This window comes from Flavobacterium sp., assembly GCF_044357305.1.
Taxonomy (GTDB): domain Bacteria; phylum Bacteroidota; class Bacteroidia; order Flavobacteriales; family Flavobacteriaceae; genus Flavobacterium.
This window is the reverse complement of sequence record NZ_JBIKPS010000011.1, coordinates 26,241-42,337: the sequence shown is the minus strand read 5'-3', so window position 1 is coordinate 42,337 and position 16,097 is coordinate 26,241. Positions and strand designations below refer to the sequence as shown.

Sequence of the window (16,097 nt, the reverse complement as noted above, 5' to 3'; positions counted from 1 at the left end):
TAGGTTAATATAATAACTTGTTGTTTTTTATATTGGTTTTGTTTTGAAACTTTTTTTTCACAATAGACAAAACCTGCTTAGCCCTGACAGAAGTGGAAATCCTGGCATTGCGAACCGATTTAGTGGTATTAAACTTCTTGGTTCTTAGCAATGACAGATTGCAACGGATGGCAGGAATTACCTTTACTAAAATGCCCAAGCCTTTCGCTCCAGAAAAAATAATTGCATAAATGTTAATAAAAATCTTTTTGAAATCTATTTCTTTAAGATATATTTGTAAAAAATAAAGAAAATGAAGTTTATTGTATCGAGCTCGTATTTATTAAAACAACTACAAGTTTTAGGTAGTGTTATCAATAGTAGCAATACCTTACCAATTTTAGATAACTTTTTATTTGAATTGAATAAAAAAGAGTTGACTGTTTCGGCTTCGGATTTAGAGACTACTATGTCGGCTACTTTAGAAATTGAGTCCACCGATAAAGGAAGTGTGGCAGTGCCTGCTAAATTGTTGTTGGATATCTTGAAAACGTTTCCAGAGCAACCGTTAACGTTTACTGTAGAAGAAAATAGCACTATAGAAATAAGTTCTAATTCGGGGAAATATGCTATTGCGTATGCTCCTGGTGAGGAATTCCCAAAATCGGTACAATTGGAAGATCCTTCTTCTACTTTGGTTCCGGCTGAAGTTTTGGCAACTGCAATAAGTAAAACTATTTTTGCTGCAGGAAATGACGATTTAAGACCGGTTATGTCGGGTGTTTTCTTTCAGTTTTCTCCAGAAGGTTTGATTTTTGTGGCTACCGATGCTCATAAATTGGTTAAATATACTCGTACGGATGTGAAAGCGTCGCAAGTTGCTGATTTTATTATGCCTAAGAAACCTTTAAATATTTTGAAAAGTATTTTGGGTGCTTCGGATGCAGAAGTTAAAATTGATTACAACGATGCTAATGCAACGTTCTCGTTTGAAAATTACTTGTTAATCTGTAGATTGATTGATGGGAAATATCCAAACTATGAAGCGGTAATTCCGAAAGAGAATCCAAATAAATTATTGATTGATAGAGCACAGTTTTTTAGTTCGGTTCGTCGTGTAGCTATTTTTTCTAATAAAACTACACACCAAATTCGTTTGAAAATTGCGGGTGCCGAATTGAATATTTCTGCAGAAGATATTGATTATTCTAATAAAGCCGAAGAACGATTGACTTGTGATTACCAAGGTGATGATATGCAAATTGGTTTTAACTCTCGTTTTTTATTGGAGATGTTATCCAATTTACAATCGGATGAAATTCAATTGGAAATGTCGATGCCAAATCGTGCCGGAATTCTTACTCCTGTTGATGGTTTAGACGAAGGTGAAACGGTTACTATGCTTGTGATGCCAGTAATGCTGAACAACTAAAAATATAATTACCCAACCTAAACCAAAATAAAAACCGTTTTCAGAAATGAAAACGGTTTTTTAGTTTTAATGAAGTCCCTACTTATTCATGCATAGCTAAAACTGGAATTGTAGATTCAAATGCCATTTCTTCGGTAAAACTTGAAGTAAACAACCATTGGAAGAAAGTTCTTTTATAAGAAATCATAGTTAGTACATCAATCTCTTGGCTAGTAATAAAATCTTCAATGGTTTCGCGTGCATATTCACTAGGAATTATAAAAAATTGCACGGGCTCGTGTTTGAACAAGGTTTCCCATTCTTGATACACCGTTGCGCTATTATCAGACTCATTAGTCTCTACATAAAGACATTTTACCACCGCTTTGGCAGCTTTAGCAATTTTAATAACATTTTGTAGGGCTACTTTATCTTTCTCTCTAAAACGTGTAGTAAAACCTATAGTATCTATTTTAGAGTACTTTGCTCCTTCTGGAATGCTAAAAACTGGAACTTTTAAACTTGTAATTGCCTCGCCAGTATTGGTGCCAAAAAGTTTTTCAAACCATCCGCTAGCACCAGAAGTTCCCATTACTACATAATCTATTTTTTCTTTTTTGACTGTTTCTTTGATGCTGTGCAATAAATCGCCATCGGTAAGAATGTGACTCATTTTAATAGATTCAAAACCATTTTCTTCGGCAATTTTACGAAGTTTTGGAATTTCCTCTTTAAACATATCCAAATTAGATAACTCAATGGAATCATAGACCTCTTTGTAATTTTGGATACCAAATTGATTATCCATAATTGGTAATTCGTAAGTGTGAAGCAAAATCAATTCACCGTGAACCAATTTAGCCAATCCTAATGCATGCAGAAAGGCATTTGTTGCCACATTAGAAAAATCTGTAGGGAAAAGAATTTTTGTCATTTGATTTAAATATTAGTTTGTACACTAAAGTTACTCATAAAATTTTAAATGAAATAGGACATTTATCATATTTACAAATATTTAACATTATGGATATTGGATTTAAATAGTTCTGATTTTTGTGTTTTAAGAAGCATATAAAAATGATACCTTTGCAATTCAATAAAAAAGAAACAAACATGATAGATTCAAATACTATTGTTGCTCTAGCAACGCCTTCTGGTGCTGGTGCTGTGGCAATCATCCGAATGTCGGGTGTAAATGCTATTAGCATAGCATCAGAAGTATTTCAATCGGTTTCTGGAAAAGACATTACCACACAAAAAACACATACCATTCATTTGGGAACTATTGTAGATAACGGAAAAATTTACGATCAAGTACTGCTTTCTATCTTTAAAAACCCCAATTCGTATACTGGAGAAAATGTAATTGAAATATCGTGTCATGGATCTACTTTTATTCAACAACAAATTATTCAGTTGTTGTTGCGAAAAGGTTGCCGAATGGCGCAAGCCGGTGAATTCACGCTTAGAGCCTTTTTAAACGGCAAACTAGATTTATCTCAAGCAGAAGCCGTTGCCGATTTAATTTCGTCGGATAACGAGGCTTCACATCAAATTGCGATGCAACAAATGCGTGGCGGATTTAGTAGTGAAATAAAAAAATTACGGGAGGAATTACTCAATTTTGCTTCGTTAATTGAACTCGAATTGGACTTTGCTGAAGAAGATGTAGAATTTGCAGATAGAACCCAATTTCATGACTTACTGAACCGAATTGAGTTTGTATTAAAACGATTAATCGATTCGTTTGCGGTGGGTAATGTAATTAAAAACGGAATTCCGGTTGCTATTGTTGGTGAACCTAATGTAGGGAAATCTACTTTATTGAATGCTTTATTGAATGAAGAACGTGCCATAGTATCTGAAATTGCAGGAACTACTCGCGACACTATAGAAGACGAATTGGTAATTGGCGGTATTGGTTTTCGATTTATTGATACTGCAGGAATTCGGGAAACAATGGATGTCATTGAAAGCATCGGGATTAAGAAAACGTTCGAGAAAATTGAGCAAGCGCAGGTGGTTCTTTTTATAATTGATAGTTTACAATTGATAATTGATAATGAAAATAATTTGAAAATTGAAATTGAGAAAATCAGAAATCAATTTCCACTAAAACCGCTAATAGTTGTTATTAATAAAATTGACTCCTTAAATAAAGAGCAAACCAAACTACTCCTAGAAAAATTATCCATTATTAATTATCCATTATCCATTAAAATATCCGCTAAAAACAAAACCGGAATTGACGAACTTAAAAATCAATTGCTGTCATTTGTAAATACTGGCGCATTGCGCAATAACGAAACTATCGTCACGAATACAAGACATTACGATTCTTTACTTAAAGCATTGGAAGAAATACAAAAAGTAAAATTCGGATTGCATAGTGGCATCCCTTCCGATCTTATGGCGATAGATATTCGTCAGGCTTTGTACTACTTTGGGGAGATTACGGGTGAAGTTACTAGTGATGAATTGTTGGGTAATATTTTTGCGAACTTTTGCATTGGCAAGTAAAATATACTTTTTAATTTCCAATTTAATTAATTTTTTTGCGGTAAATAACGCTACTAATCACCGCAATATTTGCGGGGATTAGTAGCGTTATTTAATTTAATTTCCAAAAACAATACATTTTCATCAAATTCATCATTATTTCCATTTTCTAAATCACCTAAAAAAACAACTTAAATTTTCATTTTAACATGAAAATTTATTTGTAACTACTTGACTGGCTTTATTATTTTTTTTAAATTTAATAGTAGTATTAATTTTTAAAAATAAATGATATGGCTACTAACACTACTAAAACCGAGGATTTTCATGTAGGACTAACGATGGCTGGAGCAGTTTCTGCAGGATGCTATACCGCAGGAGCAATGGATTATCTTTTTGAAATTTTGGATTTGTGGGAAAATTCCAAAGAAAATAAACTTCCAGAAGGATGGAGTGAAGAAATTTTAAAATTCATCCCTAAACACAATGTAATTATAGATGTAATGGGTGGTGCGTCTGCTGGTGGAATGACCACGGCAATGGCTGCCATTTATGCTTTGAAAGGAAAAATAAATCCTGTTGTTGACCCTGCCAATATTACTGCTATTAAAGATAATTTGCTTTATGATAGTTGGGTTTTAATGGGAGATTCGGATAATGAAAGAGCAAAATTATTTGAAAAAACATTAGCTCTAGACGATTTATCATCAGATAAAATTCCATCACTTTTAAATTCCAATTTTATTGATGCCATTTGTGATGCTGCTTTTATTGATGATGTGGGAGAAAGCAAAAAAATGCCAAACTATATTTCTAAAGAATTAGAGATTCTTTTGTCGCAAACCATGTTAAGAAGTGTGCCTTTACCAATTGATTTTTCTACTCCGTTTGGAACTTTAAAAATTAAAAAGGAGAATCCAAAATACAACACTTTTGAACATTTCGTTATTTCACATTTCAAATTAGATTACGATGCTTCAAATCCTTTGCACAAAGATTTTTATCTCCCGTTAGACCCTTTTGATAATAAAAAAGAAGTCGAACGATTAAAGTTGGCAACCATTGCTACGGGTGCTTTTCCGATTGGTTTAAGTTTTAGAAAGTTTTTTAACGATGAGTTTACCGTTGAATATATAAAAAATAATTCCAGAAAATTAATTAACGATAAAATACAACCCGAGAATATTCCGCAAAATCCTAGAATTGAATTTGATACTCTTTCCAATCCTTTTCAATTTATTGGTGTTGATGGTGGCGCAATAAACAACGAACCCATCGGTGAAGTGTTGAATGTATTAAAAGAGCGTTATGGCGAGAAAAAAGAAGGCGATTACGATAAGTTTGGATTAATCATGATTGATCCTTTTCCTGATCATGATTATAACATTACGGAATACAAACAACCTGACGATATTTTTAGTGTAATTCCTTCCATAATTGGCACACTTCATGACCAAGCAAAAGTGAAAAGAAGAGAAATGCTAGAATTTCATACCCAACATTATTTGCGTGGTGAAATTTATCCGGTTAGGTATTACAAAGATGAAGTCGATGCTAAATTCAAATTGGAACCCAATGCCATTGCTTGTTCGTCTGCATTTGCCTTCGGCGGTTTTTTGGATATTAATTTTAGGCATCACGATTTTTTCTTAGGCAGAGATAATGCCCGTAATTTTTTTAAAGTTTATTTCTCCTTTGAATACGATCCTGAAAATAATAATGTCCATCCCATTCATAGAAATTGGACAGCCGAAATGGTGGGATATTTTAAATTCAACAGAAAAGATTTAGCCACAGGAAAAGATAAAGTTTTCCTACCTATAATTCCGAATCTGTACGAATTGAATGATAAATTAGAAAAAATAAATCGAAATCCGTATCAAAGAACCGTTAAAGAATGGCCTATCTATAATCCAGAAGGATTGTTTGCAATAGCACCCAAATTGGAAGAACGAATAAAAAAAATGGTAGATTTAACTATTACTAAATATAGTGATTCGACTCCTGATAAAAAACATCCGCTTACCGAAAATTGGATGGAAAAGCACTACCACCAAGGATTTTTAAAAAAAATTACAGGTTGGATGGGTAGCAAAATTTTTAATGTGATACTTGCTACTAACAAAGGAACTATAGCCAAAAAAGCAGCTAAAGCAGCAATTTCTTGGATACTAAAAGATTTGGAAGATAAAAAACTAATACAATAAAATACTATGCCTAACTACAAACCCTTAAAGTACATTGCGCGGGAAGATAGAGTACATATTATTGAAAATCTTCAAAAGTTACGCTTGAAATTGAAGGACGAAGTGCCCAACAGAACCAACAGAAGTACTTTACTTCTTAGCACTTGGAATTTAAGAAAATTTGCCAATAGTGAAAACCGATTGGAAGAATCGTATTGGTATATTGCTGAAATTATTTCGTTTTTTGATTTAATTGCAGTTCAAGAAATTGGAAATGACATGAGTGCTTTAATGAAACTAATGAGCATTTTGGGCTATAAATACGATTATATAGTTACTGATACTCCCAATGCCGAAGGTGGCGGAGAACGAATAGCCTTTATTTTCAATATTGGAAAAGTAAAATTTAAAAACATTGCGGGAGAAGTTTATTTAGATACTAAAGAACGAAAAGCGTATGATTTAGAAGAAGGTTTTGCTCGACCACCATTTACTGTGGCCTTTCAAGCAAGTTGGTTTAAATTTAATTTATGTAGCGTACATATTTATTACGGAACAGAAGAAAAAGAAGCCACAACAGGCGAAAAAGATAATGTGCGCAGAGTAAAAGAAATTAAGGCTATTGCCACTAAACTAAATGAAAGAGCTAAAAAAGAAGATGTGTCCTATATTTTATTGGGAGATTTTAACATTGAAACCGTTGGAGACCAATATTATAAAGCACTTGTAGGGGATGATAAAAACAAAACAGGTTTTTTCATACACCCATTAAAAGATAAAATTTTCACCAATTCTAGCAAGACAAGGGCCTTTGATCAAATTGCTTTTAACATGAACAATGTAACCCTTACGGATATTGACATAGATCAAGAAAATAAAGACGTTAAAATTGGCATCGTTAATTTTTACGATGCTGTTTTTAATGATGCCAATTATTATAAAAATGTTGCTACTGATTTATATAAAAAAGAAAATAAAGCCATGCCCAAAAATTGGAAATTAGAATCTTGGCGCACTTTTCACATGAGTGATCATTTGCCTTTGTGGATTGAATTAAAAATTGATTTCACCGATCAATTTCTTGAGACTTTAAAAACTAAAGGGGGTAAAAGTACAGATTTAAAAACCGAGACACCTAAATAATAATCGCATTTACTTTAGCCTAAAATTTTAACCTTTTATTTAACTATTGGTTAACAAAATATTCAAAATCATCTAAATACATTTGTTTTCAATAAAATATTAAATGAAAGAAGTCCCATTCTACAAAATATTAGTATTACCGGCATTACTGCTATCCTTATTAACTTCCTGTAAAAAGGAATTTTCAGGGGAGAACTATGTAGCTTATTTTGGGGGAGAAGTTTCTAATCCTACAAGTCCTTTTGTTCTATTTTGCAAAAATAATGTAGTACTTGATTCTATACCGCTAAATAAAGACAATACCTTCTTTATCAAATTTGACTCCCTAACTCCAGGCTTATATACATTCAAAAACGAACCAGAATACCAATACGTTTATTTTGACAAAAATGATAGTATTAAAGTGCATATTGATTCGAAAGATTTTGATGAATCCATTAATTTTTGTGGTCGTGGCGATCAAAAAAATAATTATTTGATGGAAATGTACCTCCGAAACGAGAAGGACAAAAACAATATGTTTGAAGTTTTTGACTTTGGAATTGACAAATTCAACAATTACATCAATAAAACGAATAAAGAAAATGAGAAATTTTATGCTTCTAAAAAAGAAGAAATAAAATGGAGTGAGGAATTTGATATATATGCCAAAGGGATTGTTAATTTTCCATTTTATACCAAAAAAGAAATTTATCCAATTATTCACAAAATGAGAACTGGAGAAGACGTAACTTGTAAATTACCTAAAAACTATTATTCTTTTCGAAAAGACATTAATTTCAGTAACGAATCTTTAGTAGAATTTTCTCCATTTGTAATGTATTTAGATCATATGCTCAACAATGTTGGTGCAGTTAATTATCATAATCATTTTACGGATGTTGATTTGGCTTTAAAAATAAATATTAATAAACTAAACATTGCAGACACCCTGATAAAAAATAAAAGAGTAAGAAATATTGTTATTAATAATATTGCTTTAAAATATTTATTGGAAGATCAAAACATGGTGAACAACCAAGAATTTTTAAAAACCTACTATAAATATTCGACAGACACGAGCAAAAAGAATGAAATTTTAAAAATAGGAAATGCCATTCAATTGCTTACCAAAGGCAAGAAACTTCCGGACGTGCAATTAGTAACACCTGATGGAAAAAGTATTTCTTCGAATGCTCTGATTACAAAAAATACCGTTTTATTCTTTTGGACTGAAAAACTAACTTCCCACCTATTGGCAGCTCATAAAAAAGTATTAGACTTTAAAACTAAATATCCCAATTATAACTTTATCGGAATCAACTTAGATGATGATTCCAACAAATGGAAATCTGCTTTGAAAAAATATAATTTCGGAACTATTACTGAATTGCACTGCGCAAATTTTGAAGATATTAAGACCAAATGGGCAATCACTAAAGTACACCGCACGCTAATAATTAATGCCGATAAAACGATTAAAAATGGTTTTACAAATATGTTTGATTTGCATTTTGAAGAGGATTTGAAATAGAGTTTTGGGTATTGGGTTAAAAAAAAGCGATTTCTTAAATGAGAAATCGCTTTTTTTTTGGAATTTTATTTATGTTAGATGTTAGCTTAATTGAGGATTATTCTTTTTCTTTTTGGTATTTCTCCTGGATAGGAAATTAAATTGGAGATTTTAAAATTCTAATTTCACAAAAGACAGAAACCGCTTAGCCCCGATTGCAGTGGAAATCCTTTTTCAACTCCGACAGAGTTTCGAACTCTGTCGGAGTTGAAAAAGATTGTAACGAAAAGCGGGAATTACCTTTACTAAAATGCCTACTTTTTCGCTCTTAAAGAAAAAGAAATTAGTAATTAGTGAATATTTATTGATGATTAGTGAAATGCTGAACACTGAGCACTGAGCACTAATTACTAAAAACCAATTTTACGATCTTGTCTTTACCGGCGGCAATTGCAGTGGTATTATCAATAAATCTTAGGGTGTATAAAGAAGTTTCGGTGCTGAGTTGTTGCCAAGATTTTCCGCTATCTTTGGAATAATAGAGACCACTGGCACCTACTGAAACTAATTGTTTTCCGTTGCTATTGGGTACGAATTGCACACAGGATGCATAACCGAAGCCTTGATTTTCGGCAACTAGTTTCCATGTTTTTCCGCCATCGGTGGTTAGGGCTTTGTTGCCAAAATTTTGTTGGGGTTTTTCGTAATTTCCTCCAGCAATAAATCCGATTTTTTCGTTATAGAAATCGGCAGTGAATATACCAGTCATGGCTTCCCCTTGTATTATTGGGGTAGTGTAAACTTTCCAAGTAATTCCTTTGTCGGGAGAAACAAAAACTCTAGATTTCTTGCCTCCAGAGACTATCCAAGTGGTATTTCCTTTGATGACGATGTTGGTATTGCTTGCTGCAAAAGCGGCTTCTCCTTCGGCTACTTGGGGTAAATTATCGCAAGACACTTTGGCCCAAGTAGAACCGCCATCTCGGGTGATCAAGATGTTTAAACAATTTTCGATTGGATCGCCAACTGCAATGCCTTCTTGGTCGTTCCAGAACTGCATGCTGTCGTAGAATACTTTGGCATTGTGTTCTTCATATACCAGTTTTTTTATCATTAAATCTTTTGAAAATTTATAAATAAGGGCTGGGTTTCCAACATTTAAAACAAAAATAGAATTGGTAGTTTGAGCTATGCTTCGGAATTCTAACTTTAAAGAATCTTTCAGGATGCTGCGTTCTAATTTGCGAGAATCTTTTAATTGGATGCTTCCTACTCTATTTTTATCGGCAGCATACCAAACTTTATCTGCTTCGACTGTTATAGGACGAATGCTAATTTTGTCTACTAATAGAGTATCGATTTTCACGGATGTAAAACAAACCTGAGCGGGTTTGCAAGAAATTAGGAAAACGGAAAGGACAATTGAAATTGTGAGTTTTTTCATAAATAACAATAAATAACCTTGCTAAAATACCGTATTTTTTGTTAATGATTTGTGAAAATTTATTCTTGGCACAGATATTGGATTGTTGGTAGTAAAACTATTATGAATCTTAAAATTAATTGCTATGAAAACTAAACTATTACTTTCGTCTTTTATGTGTATGTTGTTTGCAAGTTCTTTTGCACAAGACAAAACCACGGTTAACGCTACTAGTTCTGAAATAAGCGACAATCTAGATCTTAGAGCCGTTGCTTCTATTTTTGGGGAATCCAAAGATTTAGCCGATTTTGAATTTCGTTTAAACGATCCTAAAGAACAAATATCTAATTTGGATTTAAACAATGATAATCAAGTAGATTATTTACGAGTAATTGAATCTATTGAAGGTAAGGTCCATTTAATAGTGATTCAGGCAGTCTTAGGTAAAGACCAATTTCAAGATGTAGCAACGGTTGAAGTAGAGACAGACAGCAACAATCGTATGCAGGTACAAGTGGTGGGAGATGTATACATGTATGGAAAAAACTATATCTACGAACCTGTTTATGTGGGTGTTCCGGTGATTTATAATTATTTTTGGGTTTCTAATTACCATCCGTATTATTCTTCTTGGTACTGGGGCTATTATCCAACCTATTATTATGGATGGAATCCTTATCCAATTTTTAGATACAGACGTCATATAGGTGCGCATATTAACTTTAGTTTTCAATATAATTATGTTCGAACAAGACGATTTGAATCTGCTTACAATAACTATTATGGTAGAAGAAGTAACTATTACGAAACACAATATCCAAATCGTTCTTTTGAACGAAGAAACTCTGGCTATACTAATAGATATGATTTAGACCAAGCTAGACCAAGTCGCGATGTAACTAATGGAAATAACCCGAGAAATTCTGTAAATCCGAGAGGTAACACTACTAATGGAACTAGAAGTACTACTAATCCTAGAATTAATAGCACTTCGCCAAGAAGTACTACTACTCCAAGAAGTAACACCACAACTTCTCCAAGAAGTAATACAAGTACTCCAAGAAATACTACTACTCCTACTAGAAATTCTGGAAACAGCACACCACGAACTTCAGAACCTAGAAACAATAGCAATCAAAGCCCTAGCCCAAGAGCTAATGAAGGAAGCGGAACTAGAACTAATACTGGTAGTGGAGAAAGAAACTCAGGTGGTGGAAGAAGATAAACCAACTACTTTAAGAACTAAAAGCATCGATACTATCGGTGCTTTTTTTTATGCTTAAATTATAATTTATAGGACATTCTTAAAATAAGTTATTTAAAATGAATATTTATTTCACAAATTGAGTTTCAAATATCTAAAAGTAATACATTTGCATTCTTTTAATAAAATAGTATGAGTTCGCATAGTCATCAAGATCTTCACAGCAAGCTTTCAGCAGCAGGATTATTAATTACATTAGGAATTATTTATGGGGATATTGGAACTTCTCCTTTATATGTAATGAATTCCATAATTGGAAATAGTATTATTTCTAAAGATTTAATTTTAGGAGGTCTATCCTGTATCTTTTGGACCTTAACCTTACAAACTACTTTAAAGTATGTAATTATTACTTTAAGTGCCGATAATCATGGCGAAGGTGGAATTTTTGCACTATATGCTTTAGTAAAAAGAACCAAAATTCAATGGCTTATTGTTCCGGCTATTATTGGAGGAAGTGCCTTACTTGCTGACGGAATCATCACCCCTCCTATCTCGGTTTCATCGGCTGTAGAAGGATTGCGAATTTTTAAACCAGATATTCCAACTGTTCCAATTGTAATAGCAATTCTATTTGTATTATTTACAATACAGCAATTTGGCACCAAATTAGTTGGTAAATTTTTTGCCCCAATGATGTTAATTTGGTTTTCTATGTTGGCCATTTTAGGAATACTTCAAATAGGTACTAACGTAGAAGTTTTCAAAGCACTAAACCCTTACTACGCTTACCATTTATTAACAAGCGATGTAAGCAATCAAGGATTCTTTATCTTAGGTGCTGTATTTTTATGTACTACAGGTGCAGAAGCTCTTTACTCCGATATGGGGCACTGCGGTAGAAAAAACATACGAATTAGCTGGGCTTTTGTAAAAACAACCTTAGTTTTAAATTATTTTGGGCAAGGTGCTTATTTATTATTACACTCTGGAAAAAAATTATCAGAACTTGGTGCTAATAACACAAATCCTTTTTATTTAATCATGCCGGAATGGTTTAAACCAGTAGGAATTGTTGTCGCAACTCTTGCTGCGGTAATTGCCTCTCAAGCCTTAATTAGTGGTTCATTTACTTTGATAAATGAAGCCATGCGCTTGAACTTTTGGCCTAAAGTTAAAATCAAATTTCCTACCGATGTTAAAGGGCAATTATACATTCCATCCATCAACTGGTTGTTGTTTTTTGGCTGTGTAGGAATAGTTTGGCACTTTCAAGAATCTAGTAAAATGGAGCATGCTTATGGTTTAGCAATCATTTTATGTATGATAATGACCACCATACTGCTTAATTTTTATTTGATAATGAAAAGAGTAAAATGGTATTTTATTGTACCCTTGATCTTATTGTATTTGGTAATTGAATTTAGCTTTTTGGCAGCCAATGTTACTAAATTCATGGATGGTGGTTATGTAACCTTATTTATCGCTACGGTCTTAATAGGAATTATGTCAACCTGGTATTTAGCTAAGAAAATTAGTAAAAACTATACTAAAATGGTTAAGATTGATTCGTATAAAAAAGTGTTGGCAGAGTTAAGTTTGGATTTATCCATTCCAAAATATGCTACCCATTTAGTTTACATGACCAATTCCAACCGAGTGGATGAAATTGAAGAAAAAGTAATGTATTCTATTCTTCAAAAACGACCAAAAAGAGCCGATTTATATTGGTTTGTTCACGTAAATATTTTAAGTGAGCCTTATAAAAAAGAATATAAAGTTACCGAAGTTATTAAAGACGATTTGTACCGAGTGGATTTCTATCTTGGATTTAGAGAGCCTACCAAAATCAACTTAATGTTCAAAGAAGTTATTAAAGATATGGTTAGTAAAGGGGAAATGGATATTACCAGTCGCTATGAATCTTTAAATAAAAACAATATTATTGGTGACTTTAAATTTGTGCTTTCTGAAAAATTCCTTTCTAACGATAGTGATTTAACCTTCTTTGAAAATATCGTGATGAATGCCTATTTCTTTATGAAAAAATTCAGTTTGTCTGAAGAAAAAGGATTTGGTTTGGATAGTAGTTCGGTGAAAGTGGAACAATTCCCAATGGTTCTTCACCCACCAGAAATTATCAACATGAGGCGAATAGATACGCATCATAATCATTAAACAATAGAATAAAATATAGCGATTTGAAGAAGTATTCTTAATTCCAAAGGTTTTTAAGAATACTTCTTTTTGTTTCTATAAAAAAGCAATACCTTTGCAGGCTGACCCGAGGACAAAGTCCGAATGAATGAAGTTATTTTTATTACACTATGAGATTACACCGAAATTTAGTTTATACTACAATTGATTCCCTAAATGCTATTTTTAACGAAAGTGAATACGCTGATAAAGTGGTTGCACGCGCTTTGAAAAAAGACAAACGTTGGGGAAGTTCCGATAGAAAATTTGTTGCCGAAACCATCTATGAAGTTGTTCGTTGGAAGCGACTTTATGCTGAAATTGCCGAAGTTAAAGAACCTTACAATCGTGAAGACATTTGGAGAATGTTTGCCGTATGGGCAGTTTTACGTGGATATCCTATTCCCGATTGGAGACAATTGGAAGGAACGCCCGAACGTAAAATTAAAGGCCGATTTGACGAATTATCTAAAGTTAGAAAAATGCGTGAATCTATTCCAGATTGGATGGATGAATTAGGTGCAAAAGAATTAGGGGAAGAACTTTGGACTAAAGAAATTGCGGCCCAAAACAAACAAGCTCAAGTAATTTTAAGAGTAAACACTTTAAATACGACTAGAGAAAAATTGCATGCTATTTTAATGGATTTGAATATCGAAACCGAATTCTTACCCAACCAACCCGATGCCTTAGTACTTAAAGAACGTGCAAATGTTTTCATGACCGATGCTTTTAAACAAGGACTCTTCGAAGTGCAAGATGCTTCTTCGCAATTGGTTGCGGCGTTTCTTGATGTACAACCTGGAATGCGAGTGGTAGATACTTGTGCTGGTGCGGGCGGAAAAACATTGCACATGGCATCCTTAATGCAAAACAAAGGGCAATTAATTGCAATGGATTTGTATGAAAGTAAATTAAAACAATTGAAACTTCGTGCCAAAAGAAACGGCGCTTTTAATATTGAATATCGAATAATCGACTCTACGAAAGTTATTAAAAAACTGTATGAAAAAGCCGATAGAGTTTTAATTGATGCGCCTTGTAGCGGATTGGGAGTTCTAAAAAGAAACCCAGATGCCAAATGGAAATTACAACCCGAATTTATTGATAACATCCGAAAAATTCAAAGTGAAGTATTAGAAAGTTATTCTAAGATTGTAAAGCCAGGGGGTAAATTAGTGTATGCTACTTGTTCTATTCTTCCTTCAGAAAATCAAGAACAAATTAAGAAATTTTTAAACACTGAAATAGGAAAAAGTTTTACCTTTATTAAAGATTCCAAAGTTTTGGCTTCTCAATCAGGTTTTGATGGATTTTATATGGCACTTTTAGAACGAAAATTATAAAACAATATGAAAAAAATATATACATTACTATTAATTTTATCGATAACTATTGGTTTTGCACAAATCCCAACTGGTTATTATAGTACTGCTACTGGAACTGGTTTTGCTTTAAAAACACAACTTTTCAATAAAATAAGTCCTCACACTACCTTAATTTATGGTTCTGGATTATGGAATTTATACCTAACATCAGATGCAAGACCTAATGGGTATGTTTGGGATATTTATTCTACCTGTAATTTTGTTTTTGGTACAGTCGCTAATGGTGGAAATCAAGACGATGGTTTATTGGGAACAGCAGAATGTCAACGATATAACAAAGAACATACCTTCCCTAAAAGTTGGTTTGGTGGGGTTTCTGGTACCCAAATGTATTCGGATGCGTTTCATGTAATGCCAGCAGATAAATTTGACAATGGTAAGCGAGGAAGTTTGGCCTATGGAATGGTTGGAATACCAACCTATACTTCTAGTAACGGGAGTAAAATTGGAAATTGCATTACACCAAATTATACCTCTTCCTTAAAAGTTTTTGAACCAGCAGATGAGTTTAAAGGAGATATTGCTCGTAATTATTTTTACATGGCAACTTGTTATGAAAATGTAATTGATAGTTGGCAAAATTTAGATTCAACAGGAAGTGGAGATACTGTATTAGATGGTTCTAATGATAATGTATTTGAAGCTTGGTTTTTAAATCAGTTATTAATTTGGAACAATCAAGATCCAGTTAGTCAAAAAGAAATTGATAGAAATAATGCTATTTATGCAGCTCAAGGAAATCGTAATCCATTTATTGATCATCCTGAATATGTTTGTCAGATTTGGAGTACTGCTTGTACTAATTTGAATATGAATTCTATAGAAAACACTTCTATAGCGGTTTTCCCAAACCCAAGTACCGATCATAAAATTACTATAAGTTCTACTATTACTCTAGATTCTATTCAATTAATCAACCTTAATGGTCAATTGCTATTAGAAATAAATAATCCAGCATTTAACAATAATTCTTATACTTTAGAGAATTTACCACAAGGCTTTTATTTTCTTAAACTAAGTTCTAATAACCAATCGTTGACTAAGAAAGTTATTATCAATTAATTATTACTGAAATTAATTTTTGCAGCCAGTACTTAATTCAAATTCTTTATTTAGACACCTTTATTAATTTATTGGTACTTTTAAAACAAGAAAGAACTGCCCGAGAGCAGTTCT

General features: G+C 32.8%; 12 protein-coding genes. 10 read left to right on the top strand and 2 right to left on the bottom strand.

Annotated features, from left to right (window positions below; genetic code table 11):
- The first annotated feature begins 92 nt into the window (after positions 1-92).
- Both ACIQ2J_RS08690 and dnaN read left to right on the top strand, forming a co-directional pair.
- On the top strand, positions 93-230 hold the full coding sequence (locus ACIQ2J_RS08690; RefSeq protein ID WP_396168642.1) for a hypothetical protein: 138 nt from the start codon (positions 93-95) through the stop codon (positions 228-230).
- Positions 231-292: 62 nt separating this feature from the next.
- Positions 293-1,411: a DNA polymerase III subunit beta gene (gene dnaN, locus ACIQ2J_RS08685; RefSeq protein ID WP_396168640.1), complete on the top strand. Its 1,119-nt coding sequence runs from the start codon at positions 293-295 to the stop codon at positions 1,409-1,411.
- Positions 1,412-1,493: 82 nt separating this feature from the next.
- Here the strand turns inward: dnaN and ACIQ2J_RS08680 are convergent, their stop codons facing one another.
- Complete coding sequence (locus tag ACIQ2J_RS08680) at positions 1,494-2,324, bottom strand: universal stress protein (RefSeq protein ID WP_396168638.1); 831 nt, start codon at positions 2,322-2,324, stop codon at positions 1,494-1,496.
- A gap of 179 nt (positions 2,325-2,503) precedes the next feature.
- Between ACIQ2J_RS08680 and mnmE the strand changes: the two genes are divergently transcribed.
- From mnmE to ACIQ2J_RS08660, 4 genes are all read left to right on the top strand, one after another.
- Positions 2,504-3,910, top strand: coding sequence for a tRNA uridine-5-carboxymethylaminomethyl(34) synthesis GTPase MnmE (gene mnmE, locus ACIQ2J_RS08675; RefSeq protein ID WP_396168636.1), 1,407 nt, complete (start codon positions 2,504-2,506; stop codon positions 3,908-3,910).
- A gap of 272 nt (positions 3,911-4,182) precedes the next feature.
- Positions 4,183-6,096, top strand: coding sequence for a hypothetical protein (locus tag ACIQ2J_RS08670; RefSeq protein ID WP_396168634.1), 1,914 nt, complete (start codon positions 4,183-4,185; stop codon positions 6,094-6,096).
- A 6-nt stretch (positions 6,097-6,102) separates the two neighbouring features.
- Positions 6,103-7,218, top strand: coding sequence for an endonuclease/exonuclease/phosphatase family protein (locus ACIQ2J_RS08665; protein ID WP_396168632.1), 1,116 nt, complete (start codon positions 6,103-6,105; stop codon positions 7,216-7,218).
- 103 nt (positions 7,219-7,321) lie between these two features.
- Positions 7,322-8,731 carry a TlpA family protein disulfide reductase gene (locus ACIQ2J_RS08660; protein ID WP_396168630.1) on the top strand — a complete coding sequence of 470 codons (1,410 nt, stop codon included), beginning with the start codon at positions 7,322-7,324 and terminating at the stop codon, positions 8,729-8,731.
- A 382-nt stretch (positions 8,732-9,113) separates the two neighbouring features.
- On the opposite strand, the gene ACIQ2J_RS08655 is transcribed toward ACIQ2J_RS08660, so the two are convergent.
- Complete coding sequence (locus ACIQ2J_RS08655) at positions 9,114-10,154, bottom strand: WD40/YVTN/BNR-like repeat-containing protein (protein WP_396168628.1); 1,041 nt, start codon at positions 10,152-10,154, stop codon at positions 9,114-9,116.
- A 124-nt stretch (positions 10,155-10,278) separates the two neighbouring features.
- On the opposite strand from ACIQ2J_RS08655, the gene ACIQ2J_RS08650 reads away from it, so the two are divergent.
- From ACIQ2J_RS08650 to ACIQ2J_RS08635, 4 genes are all read left to right on the top strand, one after another.
- Complete coding sequence (locus ACIQ2J_RS08650; protein ID WP_396168626.1) at positions 10,279-11,358, top strand: hypothetical protein; 1,080 nt, start codon at positions 10,279-10,281, stop codon at positions 11,356-11,358.
- A 171-nt stretch (positions 11,359-11,529) separates the two neighbouring features.
- Positions 11,530-13,515 (top strand): KUP/HAK/KT family potassium transporter, encoded by a 1,986-nt coding sequence (locus ACIQ2J_RS08645; protein ID WP_396168624.1) that lies wholly within the window; start codon positions 11,530-11,532, stop codon positions 13,513-13,515.
- Between the two features lie 149 nt (positions 13,516-13,664).
- The gene (locus tag ACIQ2J_RS08640) at positions 13,665-14,879 is read left to right on the top strand and encodes an RsmB/NOP family class I SAM-dependent RNA methyltransferase (RefSeq protein ID WP_396168622.1); all 1,215 of its coding nucleotides are present in this window, start codon (positions 13,665-13,667) and stop codon (positions 14,877-14,879) included.
- A gap of 6 nt (positions 14,880-14,885) precedes the next feature.
- Complete coding sequence (locus ACIQ2J_RS08635) at positions 14,886-15,983, top strand: endonuclease (protein WP_396168620.1); 1,098 nt, start codon at positions 14,886-14,888, stop codon at positions 15,981-15,983.
- The last annotated feature ends 114 nt before the right edge of the window (positions 15,984-16,097 follow it).

Coding starts and splice junctions, on each gene's coding strand:
- ACIQ2J_RS08650 (WP_396168626.1), top strand. CDS start 10,279: ATGAAAACTAAACTATTACTTTCGTCTTTTATGTGTATGTTGTTTGCA.
- mnmE (WP_396168636.1), top strand. CDS start 2,504: ATGATAGATTCAAATACTATTGTTGCTCTAGCAACGCCTTCTGGTGCT.
- ACIQ2J_RS08680 (WP_396168638.1), bottom strand. CDS start 2,324: ATGACAAAAATTCTTTTCCCTACAGATTTTTCTAATGTGGCAACAAAT.
- ACIQ2J_RS08665 (WP_396168632.1), top strand. CDS start 6,103: ATGCCTAACTACAAACCCTTAAAGTACATTGCGCGGGAAGATAGAGTA.
- dnaN (WP_396168640.1), top strand. CDS start 293: ATGAAGTTTATTGTATCGAGCTCGTATTTATTAAAACAACTACAAGTT.
- ACIQ2J_RS08640 (WP_396168622.1), top strand. CDS start 13,665: ATGAGATTACACCGAAATTTAGTTTATACTACAATTGATTCCCTAAAT.
- ACIQ2J_RS08670 (WP_396168634.1), top strand. CDS start 4,183: ATGGCTACTAACACTACTAAAACCGAGGATTTTCATGTAGGACTAACG.
- ACIQ2J_RS08635 (WP_396168620.1), top strand. CDS start 14,886: ATGAAAAAAATATATACATTACTATTAATTTTATCGATAACTATTGGT.
- ACIQ2J_RS08645 (WP_396168624.1), top strand. CDS start 11,530: ATGAGTTCGCATAGTCATCAAGATCTTCACAGCAAGCTTTCAGCAGCA.
- ACIQ2J_RS08660 (WP_396168630.1), top strand. CDS start 7,322: ATGAAAGAAGTCCCATTCTACAAAATATTAGTATTACCGGCATTACTG.
- ACIQ2J_RS08655 (WP_396168628.1), bottom strand. CDS start 10,154: ATGAAAAAACTCACAATTTCAATTGTCCTTTCCGTTTTCCTAATTTCT.